This is a genomic window from Tsukamurella ocularis (assembly GCF_965138335.1).
GTDB lineage: Bacteria > Actinomycetota > Actinomycetes > Mycobacteriales > Mycobacteriaceae > Tsukamurella > Tsukamurella ocularis_A.
The window spans coordinates 1-24040 of record NZ_CBCSDV010000029.1; the positions used below are offsets into that span (position 1 = coordinate 1).

Here is a 24040-nt window from a genome sequence, read left to right on the forward strand (position 1 = left end):
GGAGGGGAAACGCCCGGCTCCATTCCGAACCCGGAAGCTAAGCCCTCCAGCGCCGATGGTACTGCACTCGCGAGGGTGTGGGAGAGTAGGACACCGCCGGACTAAAATTAGATACAGGATGAAGGCCCTTGGGGATCGTGTCGAACACTTCGCAGTGTTCCACCTCCCCAGGGGCCTTCGCCATGTCCAAGTACAGTAATAGCGTGAGTCGCCTCGGAGGCGACGGGAAGCGGGTGCAACGTGGCGGCTGAGTCGAACGGCGAACGCCGGCAGCGTGCGGGGTTCACCAATCCCGCCGACCGGACCGACCGCAGCAACGGCGGAGATTCGTCACGTGGCGCGAGCCGGGGCAACGACCGCGGTGCCGGGCGCAGTGACGACCGGCGCGGCGGCGGCGACCGCTCCGGCGGCGGCCAGCGCGGCGGCTTCCAGAGCCGGGGTGGCGACCGTCGTTCCGAGGGCGGCCGCGGCGGCGATCGGCGCGAATTCGGCGGCAATCGCGGCGGTGACTCCCGTGGCGGCGATCGGCGCGAGTTCCGAGGCGGGGACCGCCGCGACAATCGCGGCTCTGAAGGCCGCGGTGCAGACTCCCGTGGCGGCGACCGCCGTGCTTTCGGTGGCCGTCCGTCGGGTGATCGACGCGCCTCCGGGCCGGGTTCCGGTGACCGTCGTGACTTCGGCGGTCGGCCGTCCGGTGACCGTCGCTCGGGTGCGGGCTCCGCGGACCGTCGCAGCGGCGGCCCCGGTGGGGACCGTCGCGGTGGCGGCGACCGGCGGGGCGGAAGCTCGTACGGTGCGCGCAACGGCTCGGGTCCGCGTCCCGCAGGCCAGGGCGGACGAGGCGGTTTCCAGCGCGACGACACTCGCTCCGAGCGTCCGCGGACGCGTGCGGGCGAGCCGTCGATCCCCAACGACGTCGACCCGAGGGAACTCGATCCGGCCATCCGGCGCGACCTGCTGAGCCTCGATAAGAACAACGCCGAGCTCGTCTCCTCGCACCTGGTGCTGGCCGGTCGGCTCCTCGACTCCGACCCCGCGGCCGCGCTCGCGCACGCGCGCGCCGCCCGGGAGCGTGCGGGCCGCATCGCCGCGGTCCGCGAGGCCTGCGGTATCGCCGCCTACATGAACGGCGAGTGGTCCGAGGCCCTCAGTGAGCTGCGCGCCGCGAAGCGGATGGGCGGCACCGTCAACCTCCTCCCGATGATCGCCGACAGCGAGCGCGGCCTCGGCCGGCCCGAGAAGGCCATCGAGACCGCCCGCGGCGACGAGGCGGCCCAGCTCACCGGCGACGATCGCACCGAGCTGCGGATGGTCGAGGCCGGCGCCCGGATGGACTTGGGGGAGTACGACAAGGCCGTCGTCACGCTGCAGGCCGAGGACCTCGATCCCGCGCGCCGCGGTTTTCACGCCGCCCGCCTGTTCTACGTCTACGCCGAGGCGCTGCTGGGTGCCGAGCGCCGCGATGACGCGTTGACCTGGTTCCTCAACGCCGCTGCCGCCGACGAGGACGAGTTCACCGACGCGGAGGAGCGCGTCGCAGAGCTCTCCGCCGACTCCGCGGAATGAGCGCACCGCTCGCGGCCGGCTACGACCGGCTGCTCGTCGACCTCGACGGGACCGCCTACGCGGGCGCTGCGGCGATCCCCGGCGCCGCCGAGGCGCTCGACGGCCTGCCCGTCACGTACGTGACCAACAACGCCAGCCGCGGGCCCGGCGATGTGGCGCAACACCTGCGCGATCTCGGCTTCGCGGCGCCGGACGACACGGTCGTCACCAGTGCCCAGGCCGGCGCGGGTCTGCTCGCGTCCCTCGTGCCCGCGGGTACCCCCGTGCTCGTCGTCGGGGCACCTGCCCTGCGGGCGGAGGTCGAGGCGCGCGGGTTGGTCCTCGTGGACCGGGCCGAGGACGCCCGGGCCGTCATCCAGGGCCACAGCCCCGACACCGGCTGGGCGCGACTGTCCGAGGCCGCCCTCGCCATCCGTGCCGGCGCGGTGTGGGTCGCAACCAACACGGACGCGACGCTCCCCACCGAGCGGGGACTCCTCGTCGGCAACGGCTCCATGGTCGCCGCGGTGCGCAGCGCGACCGAGCGCGAGCCGCAGGTCGCGGGCAAGCCGTTCACCCCCATCTTCGTCGACGCGATGAGCGCCGCCGGGGCCACGACGGCCCTCGTCGTCGGCGACCGGCTCGACACCGACATCGAGGGCGGCAACGCGTTCGGCGCCGACACCTACCTCGTGCTCACGGGCGTCAACGACGTCGCCGACGTCGTCGCGGCGCCGGACGTCCACCAGCCCACGTTCGTCGCCGAGTCCCTTGTGGGCCTGCGCCTGCCGCCCGCAGCGTCCCGGCCCGGACCGCGCAACGGGTGGACGGCCACCGTCGACGGCGACGCCCTGATCCTCACCGGCGCCCCCGGCGCGGATCCCGCCGACGCGAAACACGTGGCGATCGCCACCGCGCGGGAACTGTCCGAGGAACGCCGCGCGGGCCTGCGCCTGACCATCCGATAGCGTGGACGTCGTGGAGCCAGCAGCGATGCGCGGGGACGATCCGGCCGACGTCCGGACGGCCGTCGAGGACCTGATGCACCGCGTCGACGAGCTCGACGCGGCGCCCGTCGTCGATCCCGGCGCCGTGGCCGGCGTCGGCGAACTGGCGACCCTCGGGCGGCAGGCGGCCCTGTTCGAGCAGGCCCACCAGCTGCTGGTCGACGCACTCGACACCGTGGATCGCGCCTGATGGCTCGGAGGGTGCGGCTCGACGCCGAGCTGGTGCGCCGCGGCATGGCGCGATCCCGCGACCACGCCCGCGAGTTGATCGAGGCCGGACGGGTGACCGTCAACAAGCAGGTCGCGCGTAAGGCAGCCAACCAGATCGACCCCGCCGACCCCGTGCACGTCACGGCGATCGCCGGCGAGATCGAGTGGGCCTCGCGCGGGGCGCACAAGCTGATCGGTGCGCTCGATGCCTTCCCCGACGTCCCCGTGGCGGGCCGACGGTGCCTGGATGCCGGCGCGTCGACCGGCGGCTTCACCGACGTCTTGCTGCACCGCCGCGCCGAACGCGTCTACGCCGTCGACGTGGGCTACGGGGAACTCATCTGGCGGCTGCGCGACGACGACCGCGTGTCGGTCCTCGACCGCACCAACGTGCGCTTCCTCGAGCCGGACGCCGTCGACGGCCCCGTCGACCTCGTGGTCGGCGACCTGTCCTTCATCTCCCTCGGCCTGGTCCTGCCCGCGCTCGCGCGCTGCGCGGCGCCCGGCGCGGACCTGCTGCCCATGGTCAAGCCCCAGTTCGAGGTGGGGAAGGATCGACTCGGCGCCGGTGGCGTGGTCCGCGATCCCGGGTTGCGCGCGAGCGCCGTGCGCGGCGTCGCCGAGGCCGCCGCCGCGGTGGGTCTGACGACCCGCGGGGTGACCTTCAGCCCGTTGCCCGGCCCGTCGGGGAACGTCGAGTACTTCCTCTGGCTGCGGAGGGAACCCGGCGCGGACGGCGCCGTCGCCCTTCCCGACGAAGTGGACGACATGATCGACACGGCTGTGACGGAGGGACCGCAGTGACCACACCTCACGACCGCACGTTCCTGGTGGTGGTGCACACGCTCCGTAGCGACGTGGACCGCACCGTCGACGACATCCGGAGCCGGCTCGACGCGGCCGGCGTGCGGATGAAGCTCGAGAGCGACGTCCGCGAGGCGCCCGACGACGCCGCGGTCGGCTGCGAGGTCGTCGTCGTGCTCGGCGGCGACGGCGGCTTCCTCCGCGGGGCCGAGCTCGCGCGCCGCGCGGACGTCCCCATCATCGGCATCAACCTCGGGCACGTCGGCTTCCTCGCCGAGTCCGAGGTCGACACGGTGCCGGACACCATCGACGACCTCGTGCACCGGCGCTACACCGTGCACCCGCGGATGACGCTCGACGTCGAGATCCACGACGGCGACCGGCTCGTCGCGCAGGGGTGGGCCCTCAACGAGGTCTCCGTGGAGAACCGCTCCCGGCAGGGCCTGCTCGAACTGGTCACCGAGGTCGACGGGCGCCCCGTCTCGCGCTTCGCGTGCGACGGGCTGCTCGTGGCGACGCCCACCGGCTCCACCGCTTACGCCTTCTCCGCGGGCGGGCCCGTCATGTGGCCGGACCTGGAGGCCCTGCTCATCGTGCCGAGCAACGCGCACGCGCTGTTCGCGCGGCCCATGGTCACCAGCCCGCGGTCCGTGATCGCGATCGAGGTCGAGGGCCGGCGGCACGAGGCGATCGCCTTCTGCGACGGTCGCCGCACGCTGGAGGTGCCCGAGCGCGGCCGCATCGAGATCCGGCGCGGCGCCGACCCGGTGCGATTCATCAAGCTGGGCGCGGGTCCGTTCACCGACCGCCTGGTGACGAAGTTCCAATTGCCCATCAGCGGCTGGCGCGGCCGCAGCGAGGGCGACGGCGGCAGCGCCGACAACAGCACGGGAATCGGGGGATAGCGCAGTGCTCGAAGAGATCCGCATCTCGTCGCTCGGTGTCATCGAGCAGGCCGCGGCGGAGTTCGCGCCCGGCCTGACGGTGCTGACCGGCGAGACCGGCGCGGGCAAGACGATGGTCGTCACCAGCCTGCACCTGCTCGCGGGAGCGCGCGCCGATCCCGGCCGGATCCGCGCGGGCGCCGACAAGGCGATCGTCGAGGGACGCTTCTCGCTGACGGGGGCGAGCTCCGCCGACCTGGTCCGCGCGACCGTCGACGACGCCGGCGGCGAGCTCGACGACGACGCCGTGATCGCGGTGCGGAGCGTGGCCGCCGATGGCCGCTCCCGCGCGTACCTCGGCGGGCGCAGCGTGCCCGTCGGCACGCTTTCCGAGTTCGCCGGGCCCCTGCTCACCGTGCACGGCCAGAACGACCAGCTGCGGCTGCTGCGGCCCGAGCGTCAGCGCGACCTGCTCGACGCCTTCGCCGGTTCCCCGGCGACCAAGGCGCTGCGGGCCTATCAGGCCGTGCGCGACGACTGGCTCGCCGCGCGCGCCGAGCTCGCCGACCGCACCACCCGCTCGCGCGAGCTCGCGCTCGAGCAGGACCACCTCACCGCCTCGCTCGCCGAGATCGACGGCGTGGAACCGGTATCCGGCGAGGACGTCGACACCGTCGAGAAGATCAAGCGCCTCTCGGACCTCGACTCCCTGCGCGAGGCCGCCGACACCTCCTACGCGGCGCTCACCGGCGCCGGGTACGGCAGCGACGGCGAGGGCTCCGGCTCCGTGCTCGACCTGCTCGGCACGGTGCGCGCCTCGCTCTCGGGCTCCGACGACGCCGCGCTGCGCGCGCTCGCCGAGCGGATCGACGAGGCGGCGACCGTCGCGGGCGACGTCGCGACGGAGCTCGGCGCGTATCTCACGGACCTGCCCAGCGACCCGTCGGAGCTGGAGTCGCTCCTCCTGCGCCAGTCCGAGCTGAAGACCCTCACCCGGAAGTACGCGCCCGACATCGACGGCGTCATCGCCTGGGCCGACGAGGCGCGTACCCGGCTCGAGGGCATCGACACCTCCGCCGAGGGGCTCGCCGCGCTGCAGGCCCGCGTCACGTCGCTCGAGGCGGACCTCGCCGCGGCGGCCGCCGCACTGACCGCGGCGCGGGTGAAAGCCGCGGGGTCGCTCGGCAAGAAGGTGACCGGCGAGCTGCGCAAACTCGCCATGGGCGGGGCGTCGATCACCGTCGACGTCGCACCGGACGCGGTGGCGCCCGACGCCGACGGGGCCGGCGTCGTGGTCGACGGTGCGCCGCGCCGTGCCGGCGCGCACGGCACCGACGTGGTCGAGTTCCGGCTCGTCGCGCACGACGGCGCGAACCCGCTGCCCATCGGCAAGTCCGCCTCCGGCGGCGAGCTCTCCCGTGTGATGCTCGCCCTCGAGGTGGTGCTCGCGGCCACCGAGCAGGGCCTGACCATGGTCTTCGACGAGGTGGACGCCGGCGTCGGCGGCAAGGCCGCGGTCGAGATCGGGCGCCGGCTCGCGGCGCTCGCGCAGCGCCACCAGGTGATCGTGGTGACGCACCTGCCGCAGGTCGCGGCCTTCGCGGACACCCACTTGACGGTCGGCAAGCAGACCGGCAAGGGGTCGGTGACCTCGACGCTGACCGCACTGTCGCGCGAGGAGCGGATCGCGGAGTTGGCGCGCATGCTCGCCGGCCTGGGCGATTCCGATACCGGTCGGGCGCATGCGGAGGAGCTGCTCGAGGCCGCCGATTCGGACAAGGTCGCGCAGTCGGGCGCTCACGCCCGAGACTGACCGTCAGAAACCGCGCCGGAAATGGGGCGCGGCGACGTATTCGCATCGTGGTCGCGTTGAGGGTCGGTTTCAGAATCGCGGCGGGCGCGGCGCAGGAGGAATAGCCGTCGCGGCTGTGCTCGCCGCCCGGCCGGCACGCTCGTCCCCGGTCCAGGCGAGGACGTCGAGGGCGGTGTCCGTCAGCTTGATCACGTGTTCGTCGCCGTGGTGCGCCGCGCGGTCCATGATCTCGTCGACCGCCGGCGGCGCCGTCGTCGTACTGGTCGGTTCGCGTGCCGACTCGGGGCCGTAGGCGGCGTAGATCGCGGCAGCGGCCGACCACCCGGCCGCTGCGGTTGCGCCGTGCAACTCTTCAGGTAGCGCGAGAAGTGCGCGGCGAAGAGCGTTCGGCGCCGTCGCGGCGTGGACCAACATCACAGGGCTGCCGTGCGCATGCGTCGCATAGCGAACGACCGCGGCGGAGACGACGGCGCGGAGCGCATTCTCCGCGTCGTCGTTCGGTGCGAGGGCGTGCTGCGCCGCCGGCCAGCCGTCGAGATCGTCCAGTTGCGCGAGCCTGCTGACGATGCCGCCCTCGGCGTGGGGTATCCGTGGAACACCTGCCAGTGCGTCGGCGGTGGCCAGGGTTCCGCCCGGGCGCGCGGTCCTGGGTACGGGCTGCCAGCGCGCCGCCCAGTACGCCAGTGCCTGGGCGAGTTCCGCGACGCGGTCCGCAGACTCACCCCAGGCGAGCAGCGCATCCACCGCGTGCCCCACCCGGATGGCGCCGTGGGTGGCGCCCGCGGCCACGCCGGGAAGCAGGCGCGGCCACCACTCGGCGAGAACCTCCCGCCATGGCGACTCCGCCAGTGCAGCGGTGAAGGTCACGATCCATTCGCCCAGCGCCGCCGGGTCGCCGAGATCGTCGGGCCATCGCGCGGGGCGTGCCGTAGCCTGCGGCGCACCGTCGAGCTTGGGAACGTATCCGTCGAGCCATCGGGCTACCGCCTCCCCGTGTCCGCGGCGGACCAGTGCCTCCACCACCATCGGGCCGTGATTGCTCAGGTATCCCTCGAATTCGGGGCCGGTGCGGTGCAGGCGCTCGTACGCCTCGTCGAGTTGATCCATTGCGCTCATGGTCGTACGCCATCACGTGAACCGTCGTTGAGGTCAAGGGGTTGCCAGCGGTTTCGGTGAGGAGACGCCTGGTCGCCGCCGCCGAAACCGCTGGGAATCGGTGGGGCGTGGTCGAGAACCACGCCGATGCGCAACTGAAGCGGTGGAAGTAGCCCAAAGTTTCCAATGTTGTCGGCGCGCCTCCCGTGACTTCTGTGACTCACGGGGCAGTATGTGCGGCATGAAGCTCACTGGCCTGCTGTCCCGCAACACGTCGAACCTGCCCGGCGTCACCGGCACCGCCCGGGTCGACAAGGACACCACGCGTCTGCTCGGTCGGATCGGCCGCGGCGACATCGTGGTGTGCGACGAGCTGGACCTCGACCGCACCACCGCCGACCTCATGGTCGAGGCGGGGGTCGCGGCGGTGGTCAACGCGTCGCCGTTCATCTCCGGCCGCTACCCGAACCTCGGACCCGAGGTGTTGGCGGCCGCCGGGATCGAGCTCGTCGACGACGCCGGCAAGGAGGTGTTCTCCCGGGTCAAGGACGGCGCGAAGATCCGCGTCCACGAGGGCGTCGTCTACACCGGCGAGCGCGAGCTGGCCCAGGGCGAGCCCCTCACCGACACCGACGTGACCTCGCGCATGCTGGCCGCGCGCTCCGGCGTGGTGGACCACCTGGAGGCCTTCGCCGGCAACACCGTCGAGTTCATCCGCGTCGAGTCGCCGCTGCTCATCGACGGCGTCGGCATCCCCGACGTCGAGGTCAACCTCAACGATCGGCACGTCCTCGTCGTCTCCGACGGCGCCGACCACGCCGAGGACCTCAAGCGCCTCAAGCCCTTCATCAAGGAGTACGCGCCGGTGCTCATCGGCGTGAACCGCGGCGCCGACGCGCTGGTCAAGGCCGGCTACCGCCCCGACCTCATCGTGGGCGACCCGGAGATGATCACCACCAACACGCTGCGCTCCGGCGCGCAGGTCGTGCTGCCCGCCGCCCCCGACGGGCACGCGCCCGGCCTCGAGCGTATCCAGGACCTCGGCATCGGCGCGATGACCTTCCCCGCCACCGGCTCGGCCGCCGACCTGGCGCTCATCATCGCCGATCACCACGGCGCCTCTCTCATCGTCTCCGTGGGGCACTCCGCCTCGCTGGAGGAGTTCTTCGACGCGGGGCGCCGCGAGTCCAACCCGTCGACGTTCCTCACCCGGCTCAAGGTGGGCACGAAGCTGGTCGACGGCAAGGCCGTCGCCACCCTGTACCGCAGCCGCGGTCACGGCGGCGCGATCGCGCTGTTCATCCTCGCCGCGCTGGTGGCGGTCGTCGCGGCCGTGCTCGTCTCCAACCAGGGCCACGACCTGCTGCAGTGGGTCATCGACCAGTGGAACCGCTTCGCGCTCTGGGTCCAGGGCCAGTTCCGGGCACTCTAGGTGCCCGGCCCGTCGCGCCGCCTCCGCTCGCCCGGCGCCCGCCGGCCCGCGCTGTTCTGGGCGGCGGTGCTGCTGGCCTTCGCCGTCGGCGTCGCCCTGGGCGGGGGAGTCCTCGCCCGGTTCACCACCGACGGTGACCTCAAGGACCTGCGGGTGCAGGTCGATCAGCTCGAGCGGACCAACGCCGCGCTCACGGACCGCGCCCGCGCGGCGGACGCCTTCGCCGACGCGGCGGCACCGTCGACGCTGGGGCGCAGCCTGGCGGGCTTTCCCGTCCTCATGGTCGTCGCGCCGTCCGCGGACGGCGGCGACGTCGCGCAGATCAGCCGGCGGGTGACCCAGGGCGGCGGCACCGTTGCGGGCACGCTGACCCTGACCGACGACCTCTACGCCGAGGACAAGGCGGAGCGCCTGCGCGGCGTCGTCGACAACGCCGTCCCGAACGGCGTCACCCTCGACGCCTCACTCGTCGACCCTCGCGCCCGCGCCGGCGACCTGCTCGGCGCCGTCCTGCTCTCCGAGGGCGCGGCGAAGGCACCGTCGACCGGGCGGACCGACGCCCTCGCCGCCCTGAAGCAGGCCGGCTTCGTCGGTTTCTCCGGTCCGACGGTGCCCGGCGCGCGCGCCGCAGTGATAGTGACGGGCGGAACAGTGCCGGGCGAGCGCGCCGGCGAGGGGCAGGGGATCGGGCGCCTCGCGGCCGCCCTGTCGCGCCACGGCGACGGTGCCGTCCTCGCCGGCCGAACCGGATCGTCGCAGGGTGCGGGCCCGATCGTCGTGGTCCGGCAGGACAGGTCGCTCGCTCCGGACCTCGCCACCGTCGACGACGCCGACACCGTCGTCGGGCAGGTCTCGACCGCGCACGCGCTCGCGCAGGCGACGCGCGGCGACGTCCGGGCCTACGGAACGGGCGTGCGCTGACACCTGGTGATAGGCTGGAGTCCCGTAGTAGAAGCAGGTTTGTCCGCTCGAATACGGGAGTCTCGTTGCCCTCTCCTCGCGTTGGCGCGCGTGTCGCCACGAAGCACATCTTCGTCTCCGGAGGCGTTGCGTCCTCCCTGGGTAAGGGCCTGACGGCCTCCAGCTTGGGACAGCTCCTCACGGCGCGCGGTCTGCGCGTCACGATGCAGAAGCTCGATCCGTACCTCAACGTGGATCCGGGCACCATGAACCCGTTCCAGCACGGCGAGGTCTTCGTCACCGAGGACGGTGCCGAGACGGACCTCGACGTCGGTCACTACGAGCGGTTCCTCGACCGGGACCTCTCGGGCATCGCCAACGTCACCACCGGTCAGGTGTACTCGACGGTGATCGCCAAGGAGCGCCGCGGCGAGTACCTGGGCGACACCGTGCAGGTCATCCCGCACATCACCGACGAGATCAAGGCCCGCATCCTCGCGATGCAGGCGCCCGACTCCGAGGGCATCGTCCCCGACGTCGTGATCACCGAGATCGGCGGCACCGTCGGCGACATCGAGTCGCAGCCCTTCCTCGAGGCCGCCCGTCAGGTGCGCCACGACGTGGGCCGCGACAACGTCTTCTTCCTGCACGTCTCCCTGGTGCCGTACCTCGCCGCGTCCGGCGAGCTCAAGACCAAGCCCACGCAGCACTCGGTCGCCGCGCTGCGCAGCATCGGCATCACGCCCGACGCGCTGATCCTGCGCTGCGACCGCGACGTGCCCGAGGGGCAGCGCAATAAGATCGCGCTGATGTGCGACGTCGACATCGACGGTGTCATCTCCTGCCCCGACGCCGGCTCGATCTACGACGTGCCGAAGGTGCTGCACCGCAACCAGCTCGACGCCTACGTCGTGCGCAAGCTGGGCCTGCCCTTCCGGGACGTCGACTGGACCGTGTGGGGCGATCTGCTGCGCCGCGTCCACGAGCCGCGCGAGACCGTCAACATCGCGCTGGTCGGCAAGTACATCGACCTGCCCGACGCCTACCTGTCGGTGACCGAGGCCCTGCGCGCCGGCGGTTTCGCCAACTGGGCCAAGGTGCAGATCTCCTGGGTCCCGTCGGACGACTGCGCGACCGAGGCCGGCGCCTCCGCCGCGCTGCGCGACATGGACGGCATCCTGATCCCCGGCGGCTTCGGGATCCGCGGCATCGAGGGCAAGCTCGGCGCCATCCGGTACGCCCGCAAGCGCGGCGTGCCGCTGCTGGGCCTGTGCCTGGGCCTGCAGTGCATCGTCATCGAGGCGGCCCGGTCCGTCGGGCTCGAGGGCGCCAGCTCCACCGAGTTCGACGACGACACGCAGTACCCCGTCATCTCGACCATGGCGGATCAGGAGCAGGCCGTGGCCGGCGAGGCCGACCTGGGCGGCACCATGCGCCTCGGCGCCTACCCGGCGGCCCTCGAGCGCGGCTCGATCGTGGCGAACGCCTACGGCTCCACGGAGGTCTCCGAGCGGCACCGTCACCGCTTCGAGGTCAACAACGCCTACCGCGACAAGATCGCCGAGTCGGGCCTGACGTTCTCGGGCGTCTCGCCCGACGGACACCTCGTCGAGTTCGTCGAGTACCCGAAGGAGGCGCATCCGTTCCTCGTCGGCACGCAGGCGCACCCCGAGCTCAAGTCGCGCCCCACGCGCCCGCACCCGCTGTTCGCGGCGTTCGTCGGCGCGGCCCTGAAGTACCGGGCCGAGCTCGAACTCCCCGTCGGCGTCCGGACCGCCGTGGAAGAGGTACCGTCGGAGGATGACCACGCAGATGACTGAGCAGCTCGCACCGCTCGGTTCCGTGCAGACGCACGACTTCCAGGCACTCAGCAGCGAGACCGTCTACGAGGGGCCGATCTTCGCGGTCCGGCGGGACGAGGTGACGATGCCGGGCGGCGGCGCCGCGATGCGGGACGTCGTGGAGCACGACGGTGCCGTGGCCGTGGTCGCCATGAACGCCGACGGCGCGATCGCCATGGTCAACCAGTACCGCCATCCGATGGGCCGGCGCATGCTGGAGATCCCCGCGGGCCTGCTCGACCACACCGGCGAGGAGGAGCCCGTGTGCGCCGCGCAGCGCGAGCTCGCGGAGGAGACGGGGCTCGGCGCCCGCGAGTGGCACGTCCTGGTGGACCTCGCCCCGTCGCCCGGCTTCACCGACGAGATGGTGCGCGTGTACCTCGCCACCGACCTGCGGTACTGCGAGATGGCGGAGCAGGAGGACGAGGAGCTCGACATGACCGTCGAGTGGATCAACATGCCGGACGCCGTCCGCATGGTGCTCTCCGGCGAGATCGTGAACTCCACCTCGGTGAGCGCCATCCTCGCCGCGACGATGGTGACCGACGACGACACGCCGCTCCGCTGTTCCGACGCGCCGTGGCCGGGTCGCCCGACGGCGCTCGCCGCCCGTAAGGGCCGGCCCGTGGAGGACGGGCGGTAACAGTGTCGGTCGGGGTGGCTCTCGACGATCAGCTGCGCACCTACCTCGACCACCTCACCGTCGAACGAGGTGCGGCGGCCAACACCCTCAGCAGTTACCGGCGCGACCTCGCGCGGTACCGCGAGTACCTGGGCGGGCTCGGTGTGGGTGACCTGGCCGACGTCACGCAGAACCAGGTCAGCGGCTTCCTCGTGGCGCTGCGCGAGGGCGGTCCCGAGCACCCGCCGCTGGCCGCCAGCTCGGCCGCACGGTCGCTCATCGCCGTCCGCGGCCTGCACCGGTTCGCCGCCGCGGAGGGCATCACCGCCGCCGACGTGGCCCGCGAGGTGCGTCCGCCCGCGCCCGCGAAGCGGCTGCCCAAGGCGCTGCCGGTGGAGCAGGTGATCGCGCTGCTCGAGGCGGCCGGGGGAGACTCCGACGCCGACACCCCGTCGCGGCTGCGCGATCGCGCGATGCTCGAGCTCCTGTACTCCTGTGGGGCGCGCATCTCCGAGGTCACCGCGCTCGACGTGGACGACATCGACGCGGAATCCCGATCCGTGGTGCTGCTCGGCAAGGGCGGCAAGCAACGGATCGTGCCCATCGGGCGGCCCGCGCTCGCGGCGCTCGACGCCTATCTCGTGCGGGGCCGCCCCGCGCTGGTGAAGCGGTCGAATCCGGCGCTGTTCCTCAACGTGCGCGGCGGGCGGCTGTCCCGGCAGTCCGCCTGGCAGGTGCTCGCCGCCGCGGCGGAGCGCGCCGGGATCGACACCGCGACCACGCACGTCTCGCCGCACACGCTGCGTCACTCCTTCGCCACGCACCTGCTCGAGGGCGGCGCGGACGTGCGCGTGGTGCAGGAACTGCTCGGCCACGCCTCGGTCACCACGACGCAGGTGTACACGCTGGTGACGGTGAGCGCGCTCCGCGAGGTGTACGCCCAGGCCCACCCGCGCGCGCTGGGGTGAGGCGGCGTCCTGGTGCGTGACCAGCGTGCCGCTGCAGCGGCACGTGCGCCGCGCGCATTAGGGTGGTGTGGAAGCGAGAAGGAGGTGGGCACGTGGCGGCTGCGCCCGATGCGGAGAACCCGGGCCTGGACCTGGGGGAACTGGATCATCACCACGCGCCGAAGCCCACGGCCGAGGACGGTCTCGACGCCACGGGTCGGCCGCGCGTCGAGTTCCCGGAGCCGACGCCCAAGGCCACGCACGGCCCCGCCCGCGTCATCGCGGTGTGCAACCAGAAGGGCGGCGTCGGCAAGACGACGACGACCATCAACCTGGGCGCCTCGCTGGCCTCCTACGGCCGGCGCGTGCTGCTCGTCGACCTCGACCCGCAGGGCGCGCTCTCGGCCGGCCTGGGCGTCGCGCACCACGAGCTCGAGCTCACGGTGCACAACCTGCTCATGGAGTCCCGGATCGCCGCGGACGACGTGCTGCTGCGCACCCGGATCGACGGCCTGGACCTGCTGCCGTCGAACATCGACCTCTCCGCCGCGGAGATCCAGCTGGTCAACGAGGTGGGCCGCGAGCAGACCCTGGGCCGCGCGCTGTACCCGGTCCTGGACCGCTACGACTACATCCTCATCGACTGCCAGCCGTCCCTGGGCCTGCTCACGGTGAACGCGCTGGCCTGCGCCGACCAGGTGCTCATCCCCATGGAGTGCGAGTACTTCGCGCTGCGCGGCCTCGCGCTGCTCACCGACACCGTCGACAAGGTGAAGGACCGGCTCAACCCGCGGCTCGACCTCGCGGGCATCGTGGTGACGATGTTCGACGCCCGCACGCTCCACTCGCGCGACGTGATGGCCCGCGTCGTCGAGGTCTTCGGCGACGCCGTCTACCACTCCGTCATCTCGCGGACCGTCCGCTTCCCCGAGACGTCGGTCGCGGGCGAGCCCATCACGTCCTGGGCGCCGAAGTCGTCGGGCGCCACCGCCTATCGCGCCCTCGCGCGCGAGGTCATCGCGCAGGAGAAGTGACCGACACCGCTGCGGCCCCCGAGCCGATCGAAGCCGACGCCCCGCTCGACCCCGTGGCGGCGGCGGCGGCGTCGGCACCGTCGGACGCGGACGCGGAGGCGCCGTCGGACGCGGACGCGGAGGCGCCGTCGGACGCGGAGGCGCCGCAGCCCGGCTTCACCGTGAAGCTCGCGAACTTCGAGGGCCCGTTCGATCTGCTGCTGCAGCTCATCGGCGGGCGCCGGCTGGACGTCACCGAGGTGGCGCTGCACGTGGTGACCGACGAATTCATCGCCTACACCAAGCAACTCGGGGCCGAGGCCGACCTCGATCAGACCACCGAGTTCCTCGTCGTCGCCGCCACGCTGCTCGACCTCAAGGCCGCGCGACTGCTGCCCGCGGGCGAGGTCGAGGACGCCGAGGACCTCGCGCTGCTCGAGGCCCGCGACCTGCTGTTCGCCCGCCTCCTGCAGTACCGCGCGTACAAGCAGGTGGCCGAGCTGATGGCCCAGCTGGAGGCGAAGGCGAACCGTCGGTACCCCCGGGCCGTGGGCCTGGAGCCCCGGTTCGAAGAGCTCGTGCCCCCGGTCCGGCTCGGCGTCACGCCCGAGCAGTTCGCGCTCGTCGCGGCCTCCGCCTTCACCCCCAAGGTCAAGCCCACGGTCGGGCTCGGACACCTGCACGTGCCGAAGGTCTCGGTGCCCGAGCAGGCCCGGCTGATCGCGGCCAGGCTGCGGGAGCGGCCCGACCACTGGTCCGGGTTCTCGGAGCTGGTCGCCGACTGCGACTCCGGCATCGCCGTGATCGCCCGCTTCCTCGCCCTGCTCGAGCTGTACCGCGAGCGGGCCGTGCTGTTCGACCAGCCCGAGGCCCTCGGCGATCTCAAGGTGCGCTGGTCGGGCGAGAACGACGGCACGGTGGTGGGCGGCACCCGCGACGAGTACGACGAGACACCCGGCGACGACTGGCAGGAGGATCAATGAGCGAGCAGGCCGAGGATTTCGCCCTCGTCGAGGGCATGGAGCCGGACGAGTTGCGGTCGGCGCTGGAGGCGCTGCTGCTGGTGGTGGACGCCCCGGCGACGGCGGAGCAACTGGGCACCGCCCTGGAGGAGCCGGAGGAACGGATCACCGCCGACCTGCGCGCCTGGGCGGGCGAGCTGGCGGAGCGGCGGTCCGGCATGGAACTGCGCGAATCCGCGGAGGGCTGGCGCCTCTACAGCCGCGCGGAGTACGCGCCCTACGTCGAGCGGCTCCTGCTCGACGGGGTCCGGTCGAAGCTGACCCGCGCGGCGCTGGAGACCCTCGCGGTGATCGCCTACAAGCAGCCGGTGAGCCGGTCCCAGGTCGGTGCCGTGCGCGGCGTCAACGTCGACGGCGTGATGCGCACCCTCGCCGCCCGCGGCCTCATCGTCGAGGCGGGCACCGACGCCGGCGCCACGACCTACGCGACCACCGAGCTCTTCCTCGAGCGCCTCGGCCTGAACTCGCTCGACGAGTTGCCGCCGCTCGCCCCGCTGCTGCCCGAGGTCGACGTCATCGAGGACCTGAGCACGCGGCTCGACGAGGAGCCGCGGTTCGCCAAGCTCGGCCGCAAGAGCGCCGACGTGATCGGATTCGATCCCGATGCCTGAGCTCTCCGCCGTCCTCCGCGAGGCCTTCCCCCTCGGCTCCCTCGGCCCGACGGTCCGCCGCTGGTGGCCGCTCGTCCTCACGGGCGCGGTCGCGGCGCTCACCGCGTGGGCCGCGACGGCGACGTGGTTCGGGCTGACGATCGGCCGCATCGGGGTCCCGTACGGGTTCACGGGCACCGGCCGGACCGTCGCGACCGGGTCGCCCGCGGAGGCCGAACCGGCGTGGGGCGCGCGCACCGACGGCGTGATCCCCTGGGGATACGCCACGGCGGGACTCGCGATCGTGGCGCTGGTCCTGGTGATCGTCGCGACCATCCGGCCGGGCTTCGCCGCCCGCGGCCGCGCGATCGCGAGCGGCCTGCTCGGACTCGCCGCCGTCCTGGCGATCCTGGTGTGGATCTTCCCGGCCCTGATGATGAGCGGCCTCGACGATCTGACCGGCGCGAACGAGGGCGGCGATCCGCTGTTCTTCCCGCCGAAGGCCGGCCTGGTGAGCACCATCGTGCTCACCTCCGCCGGGGCGGCGGTGCTGTTCATGGGCCGCCGCAACCGCTCGCTGGGCGCCGCCCGCGCCGCGCCGCGCTGACGAATACCGATTTCGGCCGCGACCTGCGATCATGGAGGGATCATGAACAGACCCGCTCGCCGTGATGGCACACCGGACAGAAATCGAACCAGCAAGCCGAACCAGGGCTCCACGCCGCCGCGCAAGCAGGCCGGGCGTCAGGGCGGCGTTCCCCGGCTCTCGAACGCCAAACCGGCACGCACGCAGAACGTGCCCGTGCGCGACGCCGACGAGTGGGACGCACCGGAGAAGGCCCCGCACCCGGGCGGCGACAGTGACAAGATCCGCCTCCAGAAGGTGCTGGCCCAGGCCGGCGTCGCCTCGCGGCGCGTGGCCGAGGACATGATCGCCGACGGCCGCGTCGAGGTCGACGGCGAGATCGTGACGGAGCAGGGCCGCCGCGTCGACCCGAACGTCGCGGTCGTCCGCGTCGACGGCGTGCGCGTGCTGGTCAACGAGAACCTCGTGCACCTCGCGCTGAACAAGCCCCGCGGCTGGCAGTCGACGATGAGCGACGACATGGGCCGCCCCTGCGTGGGCGACATCGTCGCCGAGCGCGTCGCCGCGGGTCAGCGGCTCTTCCACGTCGGCCGGCTCGACGCCGACACCGAGGGGCTGCTGCTCATCACCAACGACGGCGATCTCGCGCACCGGCTCATGCACCCCTCCTACGAGGTGCCCAAGACGTACCTCGCGTGGGTGCAGGGCGAGGTGCAGCGCCGGCTCGGCAACACGCTCCGGTCCGGCGTCGAGCTCGAGGACGGCCCCGCGAAGGTGGACAAGTTCTCCGTGCTCGAGGCGTCCGAGGGGCGTTCGATGGTCCGCCTCGTGCTGCACGAGGGACGCAAACACATCGTGCGGCGGCTGCTGGCCGAGGTCGGCCACCCCGTCGAGCGGCTGGTGCGCACGCACGTCGGGTCCGTGGCCCTGGGCGATCAGCGCCCGGGTTCGCTGCGCGTGCTCGGCCGCGACGAAGTGACGGCGCTCTACCAGGCGGTGGGACTGTGACGCTCGTGATCGCCATGGACGGCCCCTCGGGGACCGGCAAGTCGACGGTGGCGCGGCGCATCGCCGAGAACCTCGGTGCGCGGTACCTGGACACCGGCGCGATGTACCGCGCGGCGACCGTGTGGGCGCTGGAGCAGGGGATCGACCTCACCGACCCCGCCGCGATCGCCGCGGGTACGGCGGACCTGCCGCTGGCCATGGGCTGCGACCCGCTCGCGGAACAGGTGGAGCTGGACGGGATCTCGATCACCCGCCGGATCCGCGAGGACGACGTGACCGCGGCGGTCTCGGCCGTCTCCGCGGTGCCCGAGGTGCGCGAGCAGCTCGTCGACTACCAGCGCGCCATCGCCGCCGACGACGATTCGCCGATCGTGGTCGAGGGCCGCGACATCGGCACCGTCGTCTTCCCCGATGCGCCGGTGAAGATCTACCTGACCGCCTCGGCGCAGGCGCGCGCGCAGCGCCGCCACGCGCAGAACACCGAGCTGGGGCTGCCCAGCGACTACGACGAGGTGCTGGCGTCCGTGCAGCGCCGCGACGGCCTGGACTCGACGCGGAAGGTCTCGCCGCTGCGCCCGGCCGATGACGCGATCGAGCTGGATTCGTCGGACATGAACCTGGAGGAGACCGTCGCGGCGGTGGCCGAGACGGCCGATCGCGCGCTCCGTGCCTCCCGCGACAAGGAGGTCACGCGATGAGTGACAACGAGTTCGAGTACGCCGGCGACGACGGCACCTGGGACGACGAGGGCGACTTCGCCGACTACGAGGGCGATTTCGCCGACCTCGAGGCCGAGGCCGCCGAGGCCGCGGCGAAGCTGCCGACGGTCGCGATCGTCGGGCGCCCGAACGTGGGCAAGTCGACGCTGGTGAACCGGATCCTGGGCCGCCGCGAGGCGGTCGTCGAGGACATCCCCGGCGTGACCCGCGACCGCATCAGCTACGAGGCCAACTGGGCCGGTCGGCGGTTCCTGGTGCAGGACACCGGCGGCTGGGAGCCGGACGCCAAGGGGATGCAGCAGTCCATCGCCGCGCAGGCCGAGGTCGCCATGCGGACCGCCGACGCGATCGTCGTGGTCGTGGACGCGACCGTCGGCGCGACCGCGACCGACGAGGCCGTCGCCCGCGTGCTGCGGCGGTCGAAGGCCCCCGTCATCCTGGCGGCCAACAAGGTCGACGACCAGCGCACGGAGGCCGAGGCCGCGTCGCTGTGGTCGATGGGCCTCGGTGAGCCGCACACGATTTCCGCCGCCCACGGCCGCGGGACCGGCGACCTGCTGGACGTCATCCTGGAGAAACTGCCGGAGACGCCCCGCGAGGGCACCGGCGGCACCGGACCCCGCCGCATCGCGCTCATCGGCAAGCCGAACGTGGGCAAGAGCTCACTGCTCAACAAGCTCACGGGCGAGAACCGGTCGGTCGTCGACAACGTCGCGGGCACCACCGTCGACCCCGTGGACTCGCTCGTCGAGCTCGGCGGCAAGACCTGGAAGTTCATCGATACCGCGGGCCTGCGCAAGAAGGTCAACCAGGCCAGCGGGCACGAGTTCTACGCCTCGCTGCGCACCAAGGGTGCGATCGAGGCCGCCGAGGTCGCGATCGTGCTGATCGACGCCTCCCAGCCGATCACGGAGCAGGACCTGCGGGTGCTGTCGATGGTGATCGAATCGGGCCGCGCGCTGGTGATCGCCTACAACAAGTGGGACCTCGTCGACGAGGACCGGCGGTACATGCTGGAGAAGGAGATCGACCGCGAACTCGTGCAGATCCCGTGGGCGCTGCGCGTGAACATCTCGGCGCAGACCGGCCGCGCGCTGCAGAAGCTGGTGCCCGCGATCGAGACCTCGCTCGAGTCGTGGGACAAGCGCATCCCGACGGGCCGCCTGAACAATTGGCTCCGCGAGGTCATGGCCGCGACCCCGCCGCCCTTGCGCGGCGGCAAGCTGCCGAAGGTGTTGTTCGCGACGCAGGCCGCCACCCGGCCGCCGACGTTCGTGCTGTTCACCACCGGCTTCCTGGAGGCGGGCTATCGGCGGTTCCTCGAGCGCAGGCTGCGCGAGGAGTTCGGCTTCGACGGCTCGCCCGTGCGGGTGAACGTCCGCGTCCGCGAGAAGCGCGCGAAGAAGTAGCGCCGTGACGTCGGTGGAGGTACCGGCCGTGCCCGTGCCGCGCCGCCAGGTGGTGGCGTGGTGCGCGTGGGACTGGGGGAGTGCCGCGTTCAACGCGGTGATGACCACGTTCATCTTCACCGTCTACCTCACCGGCGCGGTCGGCGAGGACCTGCCGGGTTCCATCAGCGCCACCAGCTGGCTCTCCTGGGCGATGGCGGCGGCCGGAGTGGTCGTCGCCCTGTCGGCGCCGGTGCTCGGCGGGCGCGCCGACGCCGCGGGCCGCCGGAAGCTCTCGCTCGCCGTGTGGAGCGCGGTCGTCACCCTGTGCACCGCCGCCTGCTTCTTCGTGCGCGACGAGTACCAGTACCTGTGGCTCGGCCTGCTGCTGCTCGCGGTGGGCACGGCGGCGTTCGAGCTGGCGAACGTGCCCTACTACGCGATGCTCCGGCAGGTCTCGACGCCGAAGACGATCGGCCGGGTGTCCGGGATCGGCTGGGCCTGCGGCTACTTCGGCGGCATCGTGCTGCTGCTGCTCTGCAACTTCGGCTTCATCGCCGGCGACGGTCCCACCCGTGGATTCCTGAACGTGCCCACCGAGGGCGGCCTGAACATCCGGCTGGTCGCGCTGTTCGCGGCGGCGTGGTTCGCGATCTCCGCGCTGCCGGTGCTGTTCCTGGTGCCGGAGCTGCCCGCCGACCCGTCGGCGGCGCCCCGGCGCGGTGTCGTCGGCGCCTACCGCGACCTGTTCGCGACCGTCGGCTCGCTCTGGCGCGAGGACCGGAACGTGGTGTGGTTCCTCGTCTCCTCGGCGGTCTTCCGCGACGGGCTCGCGGCCACGTTCACCTTCGGTGCGGTGCTCGCGCACAGCGTGTACGGGATGAGCGAGTCCACGGTGCTGCTGTTCGGCGTCGCCGCCAACGTCGTGGCCGCGCTGGGTGCGGTGGTCGCGGGCCGGTTCGACGACCGGATCGGCCCCAAGCCGGTGATCGTCGCCTGCCTCGCGGGGATGCTGATCGCCGGAACGGTGCTGCTGTTCGTGCGCGGCGAGGCCATGTTCTGGATCTTCGGTCTGATGCTCACGGTGTTCGTGGGCCCGGCCCAGTCGTCGGCCCGCAGCATGCTCGCCCGGATGACGGTGCCCGGCCGTGAGGGTCAGATGTTCGGGCTCTACCAGACCACCGGCCGCGCGGCCTCGTTCCTCGGACCGAGTCTCTTCGGGCTCTTCGTCTGGTTCTTCGGCACCGACCGCGCCGGCATCGGCGGCATCATCGTGGTGCTCGCCCTGGGGCTGGTGCTGCTGGCGCAGGTCCGCCCCGCGCGCGACCGCGCGCTCGCCTGAACGGTCACCGGTGCACGGCGTCGACGGCCTGCTGGTGCGTGAAGCCCAGTTCCATCGCGGCGGCGAGGTAATCGCGGGCCAGGCGGTGCAGGTCCTCCGTCGGGGGAGCGACGGTCGCGGTGGGTGGCGTGAGCACGTGGGTGCCGCGCCCGCGCCGCGATTCCACCCACCCCTGGGCCTCCAGGTCGCGGTACGCCCGCCCGACGGTGCCGACCGCGACGTCGAGATCGCGGGCCAGCTGCCGCAGCGGGGGCAGCCGGTCGCCGGGCTGGAGTCCGCCCGAGGCGATGACGCCCGCGATCTGCCGCCGGATCTGCTCGTACGGCGGCAGCGGATCGTCGGCGCGGACCACGATCGCGGGGCCGGTCACGGCCGTACTTCCCGAAGGCGGATCGGAGCGGCCGCGGTGTTCCGTGTACGCGTCGGCACCAGGAAGGCGACGAAGGCCCAGACCCCCAGGGCGAAGCCCAGGCCGCCTCCCACGGGGAACGCGAAGCGGCCGATCGACCACCACGTCGAGTCGTCCGGAGAGTGCGCGACCTGCAACGCGGCTTCGATGAGTGACCAGCCCATCACGACGAGGAGGAACGCCGTCGCCATCGCGGTCGCCGCGATCGTGCGGGTGGTGATCCCGACGCGGAGGGCGATGTCGAGTTCGGCCTGGTCCAACGCGCCCCACCGGCGAGCGCCGATCATGGTCGCGACGGCGAGCACCGCTGACACCACGATCGCGAGCGCCGCGGGAACCGCGTAGAACGAGCCGACGAACGGCGTTGTGATCTCGATGCCGCCGTACTCGCCGGGCGAGGCGAAGGCACGGGCGAGGCCGTTGTCATCGGGCGAAGCTGTGACGCAGCCGATCACGGCGAAGGTCACCGCGATCACGACACAGAACGCGGTGGCCGCGAGGAGCGGCCGGGGAGCCGTGACGCCGATCGTCCGGGGCGCGAGCGATGCGACCCGTACCGATTCGCGAGCGCGCACCGTGGACCCGATGATGCCCGTGGCGACTGCGAGCCCGATCTGCAGGACGATGAGCGCGGCCGGAAAGGCGAGCAGGAGTCCGCGACCGAGGCGGTCGTCGGCGACGAGGAGGATCGCCGCGGCGATGGCGAGAAGTGATGCGGCACCGAGTGCTCCGGCTACCGAACGCGACGCGCGCCGGGCCTCCGGGGTGCGTGGAGCTGCGGCGTTCGTGGTCACCAGCACGTAGATCAGTCGGATGAGTACGGCGGTGATCGCCAGTGGGATCAGGGGCAGAAGGAGGATTCCGACGAACATGAGTCACTTCTCCTTGGGAGCATCGCGCCACTGGGACCGGAGGTCGGTGACAGGGGTGTCGGATTCGAAGCGCGGTGCGTCGAAGGGATCCGCCGCAATGCGGATTCCGTTGTCGCTGTTGATGACCAGAAGGCTGCCCATCTTGTCGCGCAGGCCTTCGGTGCGAGCGAAGGACCGGGCGAGCGTGGTGGCGCCGTCCCTGGTGCCGTCAGGTCCGACACCCGGTCCGCACATCTCGACCGTGAGTGCGAGTCGTCCGTCCGCCGACTGGTCGGCGGCGAAGGAGCCGCTGAAGTTGACGGGGTGTTCCAGCTCGGCGAGGCCCTGGCCCGCCCGCTTGATGGCCGGGCCGATGCCCTCGTTGAACACGATGAAGTTCTCGCCCGGGCACTCCGGAAGCGCGACCAGCGTGCCCGAAACCGGGTACTTGGTCACCGTCGTGCTGGTCCCGCAGCCGGCGAGCGCGAGGACTGCCAGGGCGACCGCCGGTCCGGCGCGGAGGGAGCGACGCATCTTGACTCCTTGTGTCGGGTGTTTGATACAAGGAGTTGATCACGACGCCTCACAATGTGTCAACTGTTTGAAACAAGTGCCGATGTAGATGGACAACCGGAGGCGCGACTCTCGGATTCTGTCCGGTACGGACACGCTGTCCGACATGGACAGAATCCGAGAGTCGTTCCGCAGATCGACTACGCCATCGGGCGCGCGGTGCCGGTCAGCGCGGCGCGGTGGCCGAGGTCGGGGGAGTCGCGGGCTTCGACGGCGCGGCGGGCTTGGCCGGGGCGCCGGGCTTCGCGGGCGAACCGGGCTTCGTGGTGCCGCCCGCCGGAGCTGTGTCGGCACCGGGCGGGAGCACGGCGGCGATGGCGGGGTAGTCCACCGACAGGCGCAGGTTCAGCACCGGTCCGTCGGGGGTGTTCGGCATGGCCCTGCGCACGTTGTTCATGAGTTGCGAGAGCTGGATGCCCACGCCGGTCGCGCTGCCGTCGGGGAACGCCGCGAGGATCGGCTGCAGGAGGCTCACCAGCATCGGTGAGGCGGTCTTCAGGCCCTCGATCGCCTGGGGCGTGAGGATCGCCTGCAGGCCGGCCAGCAGGCCGGTCCGCTCGTTGTTGATCCCGTCCTGCACCGCGATGGTCTTCTTGCTGTCACCGTTGTGCAGCGGCAGGTGGTCGAGGCCCGCCTGGAACGCGGGGATCATCGCTGCGAGAGCGGGATCGGCGGCCTTGAGGGACTCGACGACGAGCGGGAAGGTCTGCGCGGTCGAGAGGCGCTGCGTCTCCTGCATGGTCTGCGCCACGCTGCCGAGCGCGGTGAGCAGGGGCAGCATCGCCTTCGACGAGGCGTCGACGTTCATCAACACCTGGCCCATGTGGGGACGCAGGGCGTCGGCGTTCACGTCGCCGAGGGTGGTGATCATGTTGGAGACGGTGTTGTCGGTGATCCGCCGGGTCGGGGCCAGTTCGGCGCCGTCGCGCAGCGCCCCACCGCCCTCGTGCGGCGTGAGGATCACCTCGGAGACGCCGAACAGGTTGCCCGCCGAGAAGGCCGCCTCCACGTTGTTGGTGAGGCTGCGGCCCTGCGGGCCGTCGATGCGCAGGGTCACGCCCTGCTGGGCGTTGCCGAGCGCGCGGATCGCGGAGACGCTGCCGACGTCGATTCCCTGGATCCGCACCTTGGCGCCCTCGACGATGCCCGCGGCCACCGTCGGCGTGCGGAGGGTGAGGGTGAAGACGTCCTGGGGGCGCAGTGCCTGGATCCCCCATACCGCGAGGGCGATCACTGCCAGGCACAGGCTGAACGCGACACCGCGCCGCCGGAGCTGGGCGGGCGACGGGGAGAAGCCGGGCACTGGAGCAAGATCCACAGATAGACAAATTATCCGTAGTTGTCTGAAATCCATGCTCCGGCGGGCCGGTTTGTGCCCACACTCACGTCGCCGGGCGGGCTGTGACGGGCGCCACCCCGGGCCCCGTCGGCGCCCCGAG

General features: G+C 72.2%; 24 protein-coding genes and 1 rRNA gene. 20 read left to right on the forward strand and 5 right to left on the reverse strand.

Annotated features, from left to right (window positions below):
* The 7 genes from rrf to recN form a co-directional block, all read left to right on the forward strand.
* Positions 1–102 (forward strand): 5S ribosomal RNA (gene rrf / locus ACNAYW_RS20300); the annotation flags it as partial.
* 138 nt (positions 103–240) lie between these two features.
* A complete protein-coding gene (locus tag ACNAYW_RS20305) occupies positions 241–1566 on the forward strand; it encodes a hypothetical protein (RefSeq protein ID WP_415851450.1) in 1326 nt (441 codons plus the stop codon).
* A complete protein-coding gene (locus ACNAYW_RS20310; protein ID WP_415851451.1) occupies positions 1563–2513 on the forward strand; it encodes an HAD hydrolase-like protein in 951 nt (316 codons plus the stop codon). The genes ACNAYW_RS20305 and ACNAYW_RS20310 overlap by 4 nt, the downstream gene beginning before the upstream one ends.
* A gap of 10 nt (positions 2514–2523) precedes the next feature.
* Entirely contained in the window at positions 2524–2742 is a 219-nt protein-coding gene (locus ACNAYW_RS20315) for a hypothetical protein (RefSeq protein ID WP_415851452.1), read from the forward strand.
* Entirely contained in the window at positions 2742–3566 is an 825-nt protein-coding gene (locus tag ACNAYW_RS20320; RefSeq protein ID WP_415851453.1) for a TlyA family RNA methyltransferase, read from the forward strand. Before ACNAYW_RS20315 ends, ACNAYW_RS20320 begins: the two co-directional genes overlap by 1 nt.
* On the forward strand, positions 3563–4471 hold the full coding sequence (locus ACNAYW_RS20325) for an NAD kinase (protein WP_415851454.1): 909 nt from the start codon (positions 3563–3565) through the stop codon (positions 4469–4471). Before ACNAYW_RS20320 ends, ACNAYW_RS20325 begins: the two co-directional genes overlap by 4 nt.
* A 4-nt stretch (positions 4472–4475) precedes the next feature.
* Positions 4476–6263, forward strand: a complete 1788-nt coding sequence (gene recN / locus ACNAYW_RS20330) for a DNA repair protein RecN (protein WP_415851455.1) — start codon at positions 4476–4478, stop codon at positions 6261–6263.
* 69 nt (positions 6264–6332) lie between these two features.
* Here recN and ACNAYW_RS20335 read toward each other — a convergent pair whose 3' ends face one another.
* Positions 6333–7370: a hypothetical protein gene (locus ACNAYW_RS20335; RefSeq protein ID WP_415851456.1), complete on the reverse strand. Its 1038-nt coding sequence runs from the start codon at positions 7368–7370 to the stop codon at positions 6333–6335.
* Positions 7371–7599: 229 nt separating this feature from the next.
* Here ACNAYW_RS20335 and steA point away from each other — a divergent pair, with 229 nt between their 5' ends.
* The 13 genes from steA (at position 7600) to ACNAYW_RS20400 (ending at position 20768) form a co-directional block, all read left to right on the forward strand.
* A complete protein-coding gene (gene steA / locus ACNAYW_RS20340) occupies positions 7600–8790 on the forward strand; it encodes a putative cytokinetic ring protein SteA (protein ID WP_415851457.1) in 1191 nt (396 codons plus the stop codon).
* Positions 8791–9711, forward strand: coding sequence for a copper transporter (locus ACNAYW_RS20345; protein WP_415851458.1), 921 nt, complete (start codon positions 8791–8793; stop codon positions 9709–9711).
* Positions 9712–9776: 65 nt separating this feature from the next.
* Entirely contained in the window at positions 9777–11510 is a 1734-nt protein-coding gene (locus tag ACNAYW_RS20350) for a CTP synthase (RefSeq protein ID WP_415851459.1), read from the forward strand.
* On the forward strand, positions 11491–12174 hold the full coding sequence (locus tag ACNAYW_RS20355; RefSeq protein WP_415851460.1) for an NUDIX domain-containing protein: 684 nt from the start codon (positions 11491–11493) through the stop codon (positions 12172–12174). Before ACNAYW_RS20350 ends, ACNAYW_RS20355 begins: the two co-directional genes overlap by 20 nt.
* Positions 12175–12188: 14 nt before the next feature.
* Entirely contained in the window at positions 12189–13121 is a 933-nt protein-coding gene (gene xerD / locus ACNAYW_RS20360) for a site-specific tyrosine recombinase XerD (protein WP_415851461.1), read from the forward strand.
* Positions 13122–13246: 125 nt separating this feature from the next.
* Positions 13247–14134, forward strand: coding sequence for a ParA family protein (locus ACNAYW_RS20365; RefSeq protein WP_415851502.1), 888 nt, complete (start codon positions 13247–13249; stop codon positions 14132–14134).
* Positions 14131–15096 carry a segregation and condensation protein A gene (locus ACNAYW_RS20370; RefSeq protein ID WP_415851462.1) on the forward strand — a complete coding sequence of 322 codons (966 nt, stop codon included), beginning with the start codon at positions 14131–14133 and terminating at the stop codon, positions 15094–15096. The genes ACNAYW_RS20365 and ACNAYW_RS20370 overlap by 4 nt, the downstream gene beginning before the upstream one ends.
* The gene (gene scpB / locus ACNAYW_RS20375) at positions 15093–15746 is read left to right on the forward strand and encodes an SMC-Scp complex subunit ScpB (RefSeq protein ID WP_415851463.1); all 654 of its coding nucleotides are present in this window, start codon (positions 15093–15095) and stop codon (positions 15744–15746) included. The genes ACNAYW_RS20370 and scpB overlap by 4 nt, the downstream gene beginning before the upstream one ends.
* Positions 15739–16332, forward strand: coding sequence for a hypothetical protein (locus tag ACNAYW_RS20380; RefSeq protein WP_415851464.1), 594 nt, complete (start codon positions 15739–15741; stop codon positions 16330–16332). Before scpB ends, ACNAYW_RS20380 begins: the two co-directional genes overlap by 8 nt.
* A 42-nt stretch (positions 16333–16374) precedes the next feature.
* On the forward strand, positions 16375–17319 hold the full coding sequence (locus ACNAYW_RS20385) for a pseudouridine synthase (protein WP_415851465.1): 945 nt from the start codon (positions 16375–16377) through the stop codon (positions 17317–17319).
* Between the two features lie 5 nt (positions 17320–17324).
* Complete coding sequence (gene cmk, locus ACNAYW_RS20390; protein WP_415851503.1) at positions 17325–18017, forward strand: (d)CMP kinase; 693 nt, start codon at positions 17325–17327, stop codon at positions 18015–18017.
* The gene (gene der / locus ACNAYW_RS20395; protein WP_415851466.1) at positions 18014–19447 is read left to right on the forward strand and encodes a ribosome biogenesis GTPase Der; all 1434 of its coding nucleotides are present in this window, start codon (positions 18014–18016) and stop codon (positions 19445–19447) included. Before cmk ends, der begins: the two co-directional genes overlap by 4 nt.
* A 4-nt stretch (positions 19448–19451) precedes the next feature.
* Positions 19452–20768, forward strand: coding sequence for an MFS transporter (locus ACNAYW_RS20400; protein ID WP_415851467.1), 1317 nt, complete (start codon positions 19452–19454; stop codon positions 20766–20768).
* Between the two features lie 4 nt (positions 20769–20772).
* On the opposite strand, the gene ACNAYW_RS20405 is transcribed toward ACNAYW_RS20400, so the two are convergent.
* From ACNAYW_RS20405 to ACNAYW_RS20420, 4 genes are all read right to left on the reverse strand, one after another.
* The gene (locus ACNAYW_RS20405; protein WP_415851468.1) at positions 20773–21138 is read right to left on the reverse strand and encodes a GntR family transcriptional regulator; all 366 of its coding nucleotides are present in this window, start codon (positions 21136–21138) and stop codon (positions 20773–20775) included.
* Entirely contained in the window at positions 21135–22049 is a 915-nt protein-coding gene (locus tag ACNAYW_RS20410) for a hypothetical protein (protein WP_415851469.1), read from the reverse strand. The genes ACNAYW_RS20405 and ACNAYW_RS20410 overlap by 4 nt, the downstream gene beginning before the upstream one ends.
* Before the next feature lie 3 nt (positions 22050–22052).
* Positions 22053–22562, reverse strand: a complete 510-nt coding sequence (locus ACNAYW_RS20415; protein WP_415851470.1) for a hypothetical protein — start codon at positions 22560–22562, stop codon at positions 22053–22055.
* Positions 22563–22767: 205 nt separating this feature from the next.
* The gene (locus tag ACNAYW_RS20420) at positions 22768–23919 is read right to left on the reverse strand and encodes an MlaD family protein (RefSeq protein WP_415851471.1); all 1152 of its coding nucleotides are present in this window, start codon (positions 23917–23919) and stop codon (positions 22768–22770) included.
* Between the last annotated feature and the right edge of the window lie 121 nt (positions 23920–24040).

What these genes read in the sequence shown, in the direction of transcription:
- scpB (WP_415851463.1), top strand. Translation starts at nt 15,093, where the DNA reads ATGAGCGAGCAGGCCGAGGATTTCGCCCTCGTCGAGGGCATGGAGCCG.
- steA (WP_415851457.1), top strand. Translation starts at nt 7,600, where the DNA reads ATGAAGCTCACTGGCCTGCTGTCCCGCAACACGTCGAACCTGCCCGGC.
- der (WP_415851466.1), top strand. Translation starts at nt 18,014, where the DNA reads ATGAGTGACAACGAGTTCGAGTACGCCGGCGACGACGGCACCTGGGAC.
- ACNAYW_RS20410 (WP_415851469.1), bottom strand. Translation starts at nt 22,049, where the DNA reads ATGTTCGTCGGAATCCTCCTTCTGCCCCTGATCCCACTGGCGATCACC.
- ACNAYW_RS20380 (WP_415851464.1), top strand. Translation starts at nt 15,739, where the DNA reads ATGCCTGAGCTCTCCGCCGTCCTCCGCGAGGCCTTCCCCCTCGGCTCC.
- ACNAYW_RS20355 (WP_415851460.1), top strand. Translation starts at nt 11,491, where the DNA reads ATGACCACGCAGATGACTGAGCAGCTCGCACCGCTCGGTTCCGTGCAG.
- ACNAYW_RS20320 (WP_415851453.1), top strand. Translation starts at nt 2,742, where the DNA reads ATGGCTCGGAGGGTGCGGCTCGACGCCGAGCTGGTGCGCCGCGGCATG.
- ACNAYW_RS20415 (WP_415851470.1), bottom strand. Translation starts at nt 22,562, where the DNA reads ATGCGTCGCTCCCTCCGCGCCGGACCGGCGGTCGCCCTGGCAGTCCTC.
- ACNAYW_RS20385 (WP_415851465.1), top strand. Translation starts at nt 16,375, where the DNA reads ATGAACAGACCCGCTCGCCGTGATGGCACACCGGACAGAAATCGAACC.
- ACNAYW_RS20310 (WP_415851451.1), top strand. Translation starts at nt 1,563, where the DNA reads ATGAGCGCACCGCTCGCGGCCGGCTACGACCGGCTGCTCGTCGACCTC.
- ACNAYW_RS20335 (WP_415851456.1), bottom strand. Translation starts at nt 7,370, where the DNA reads ATGGATCAACTCGACGAGGCGTACGAGCGCCTGCACCGCACCGGCCCC.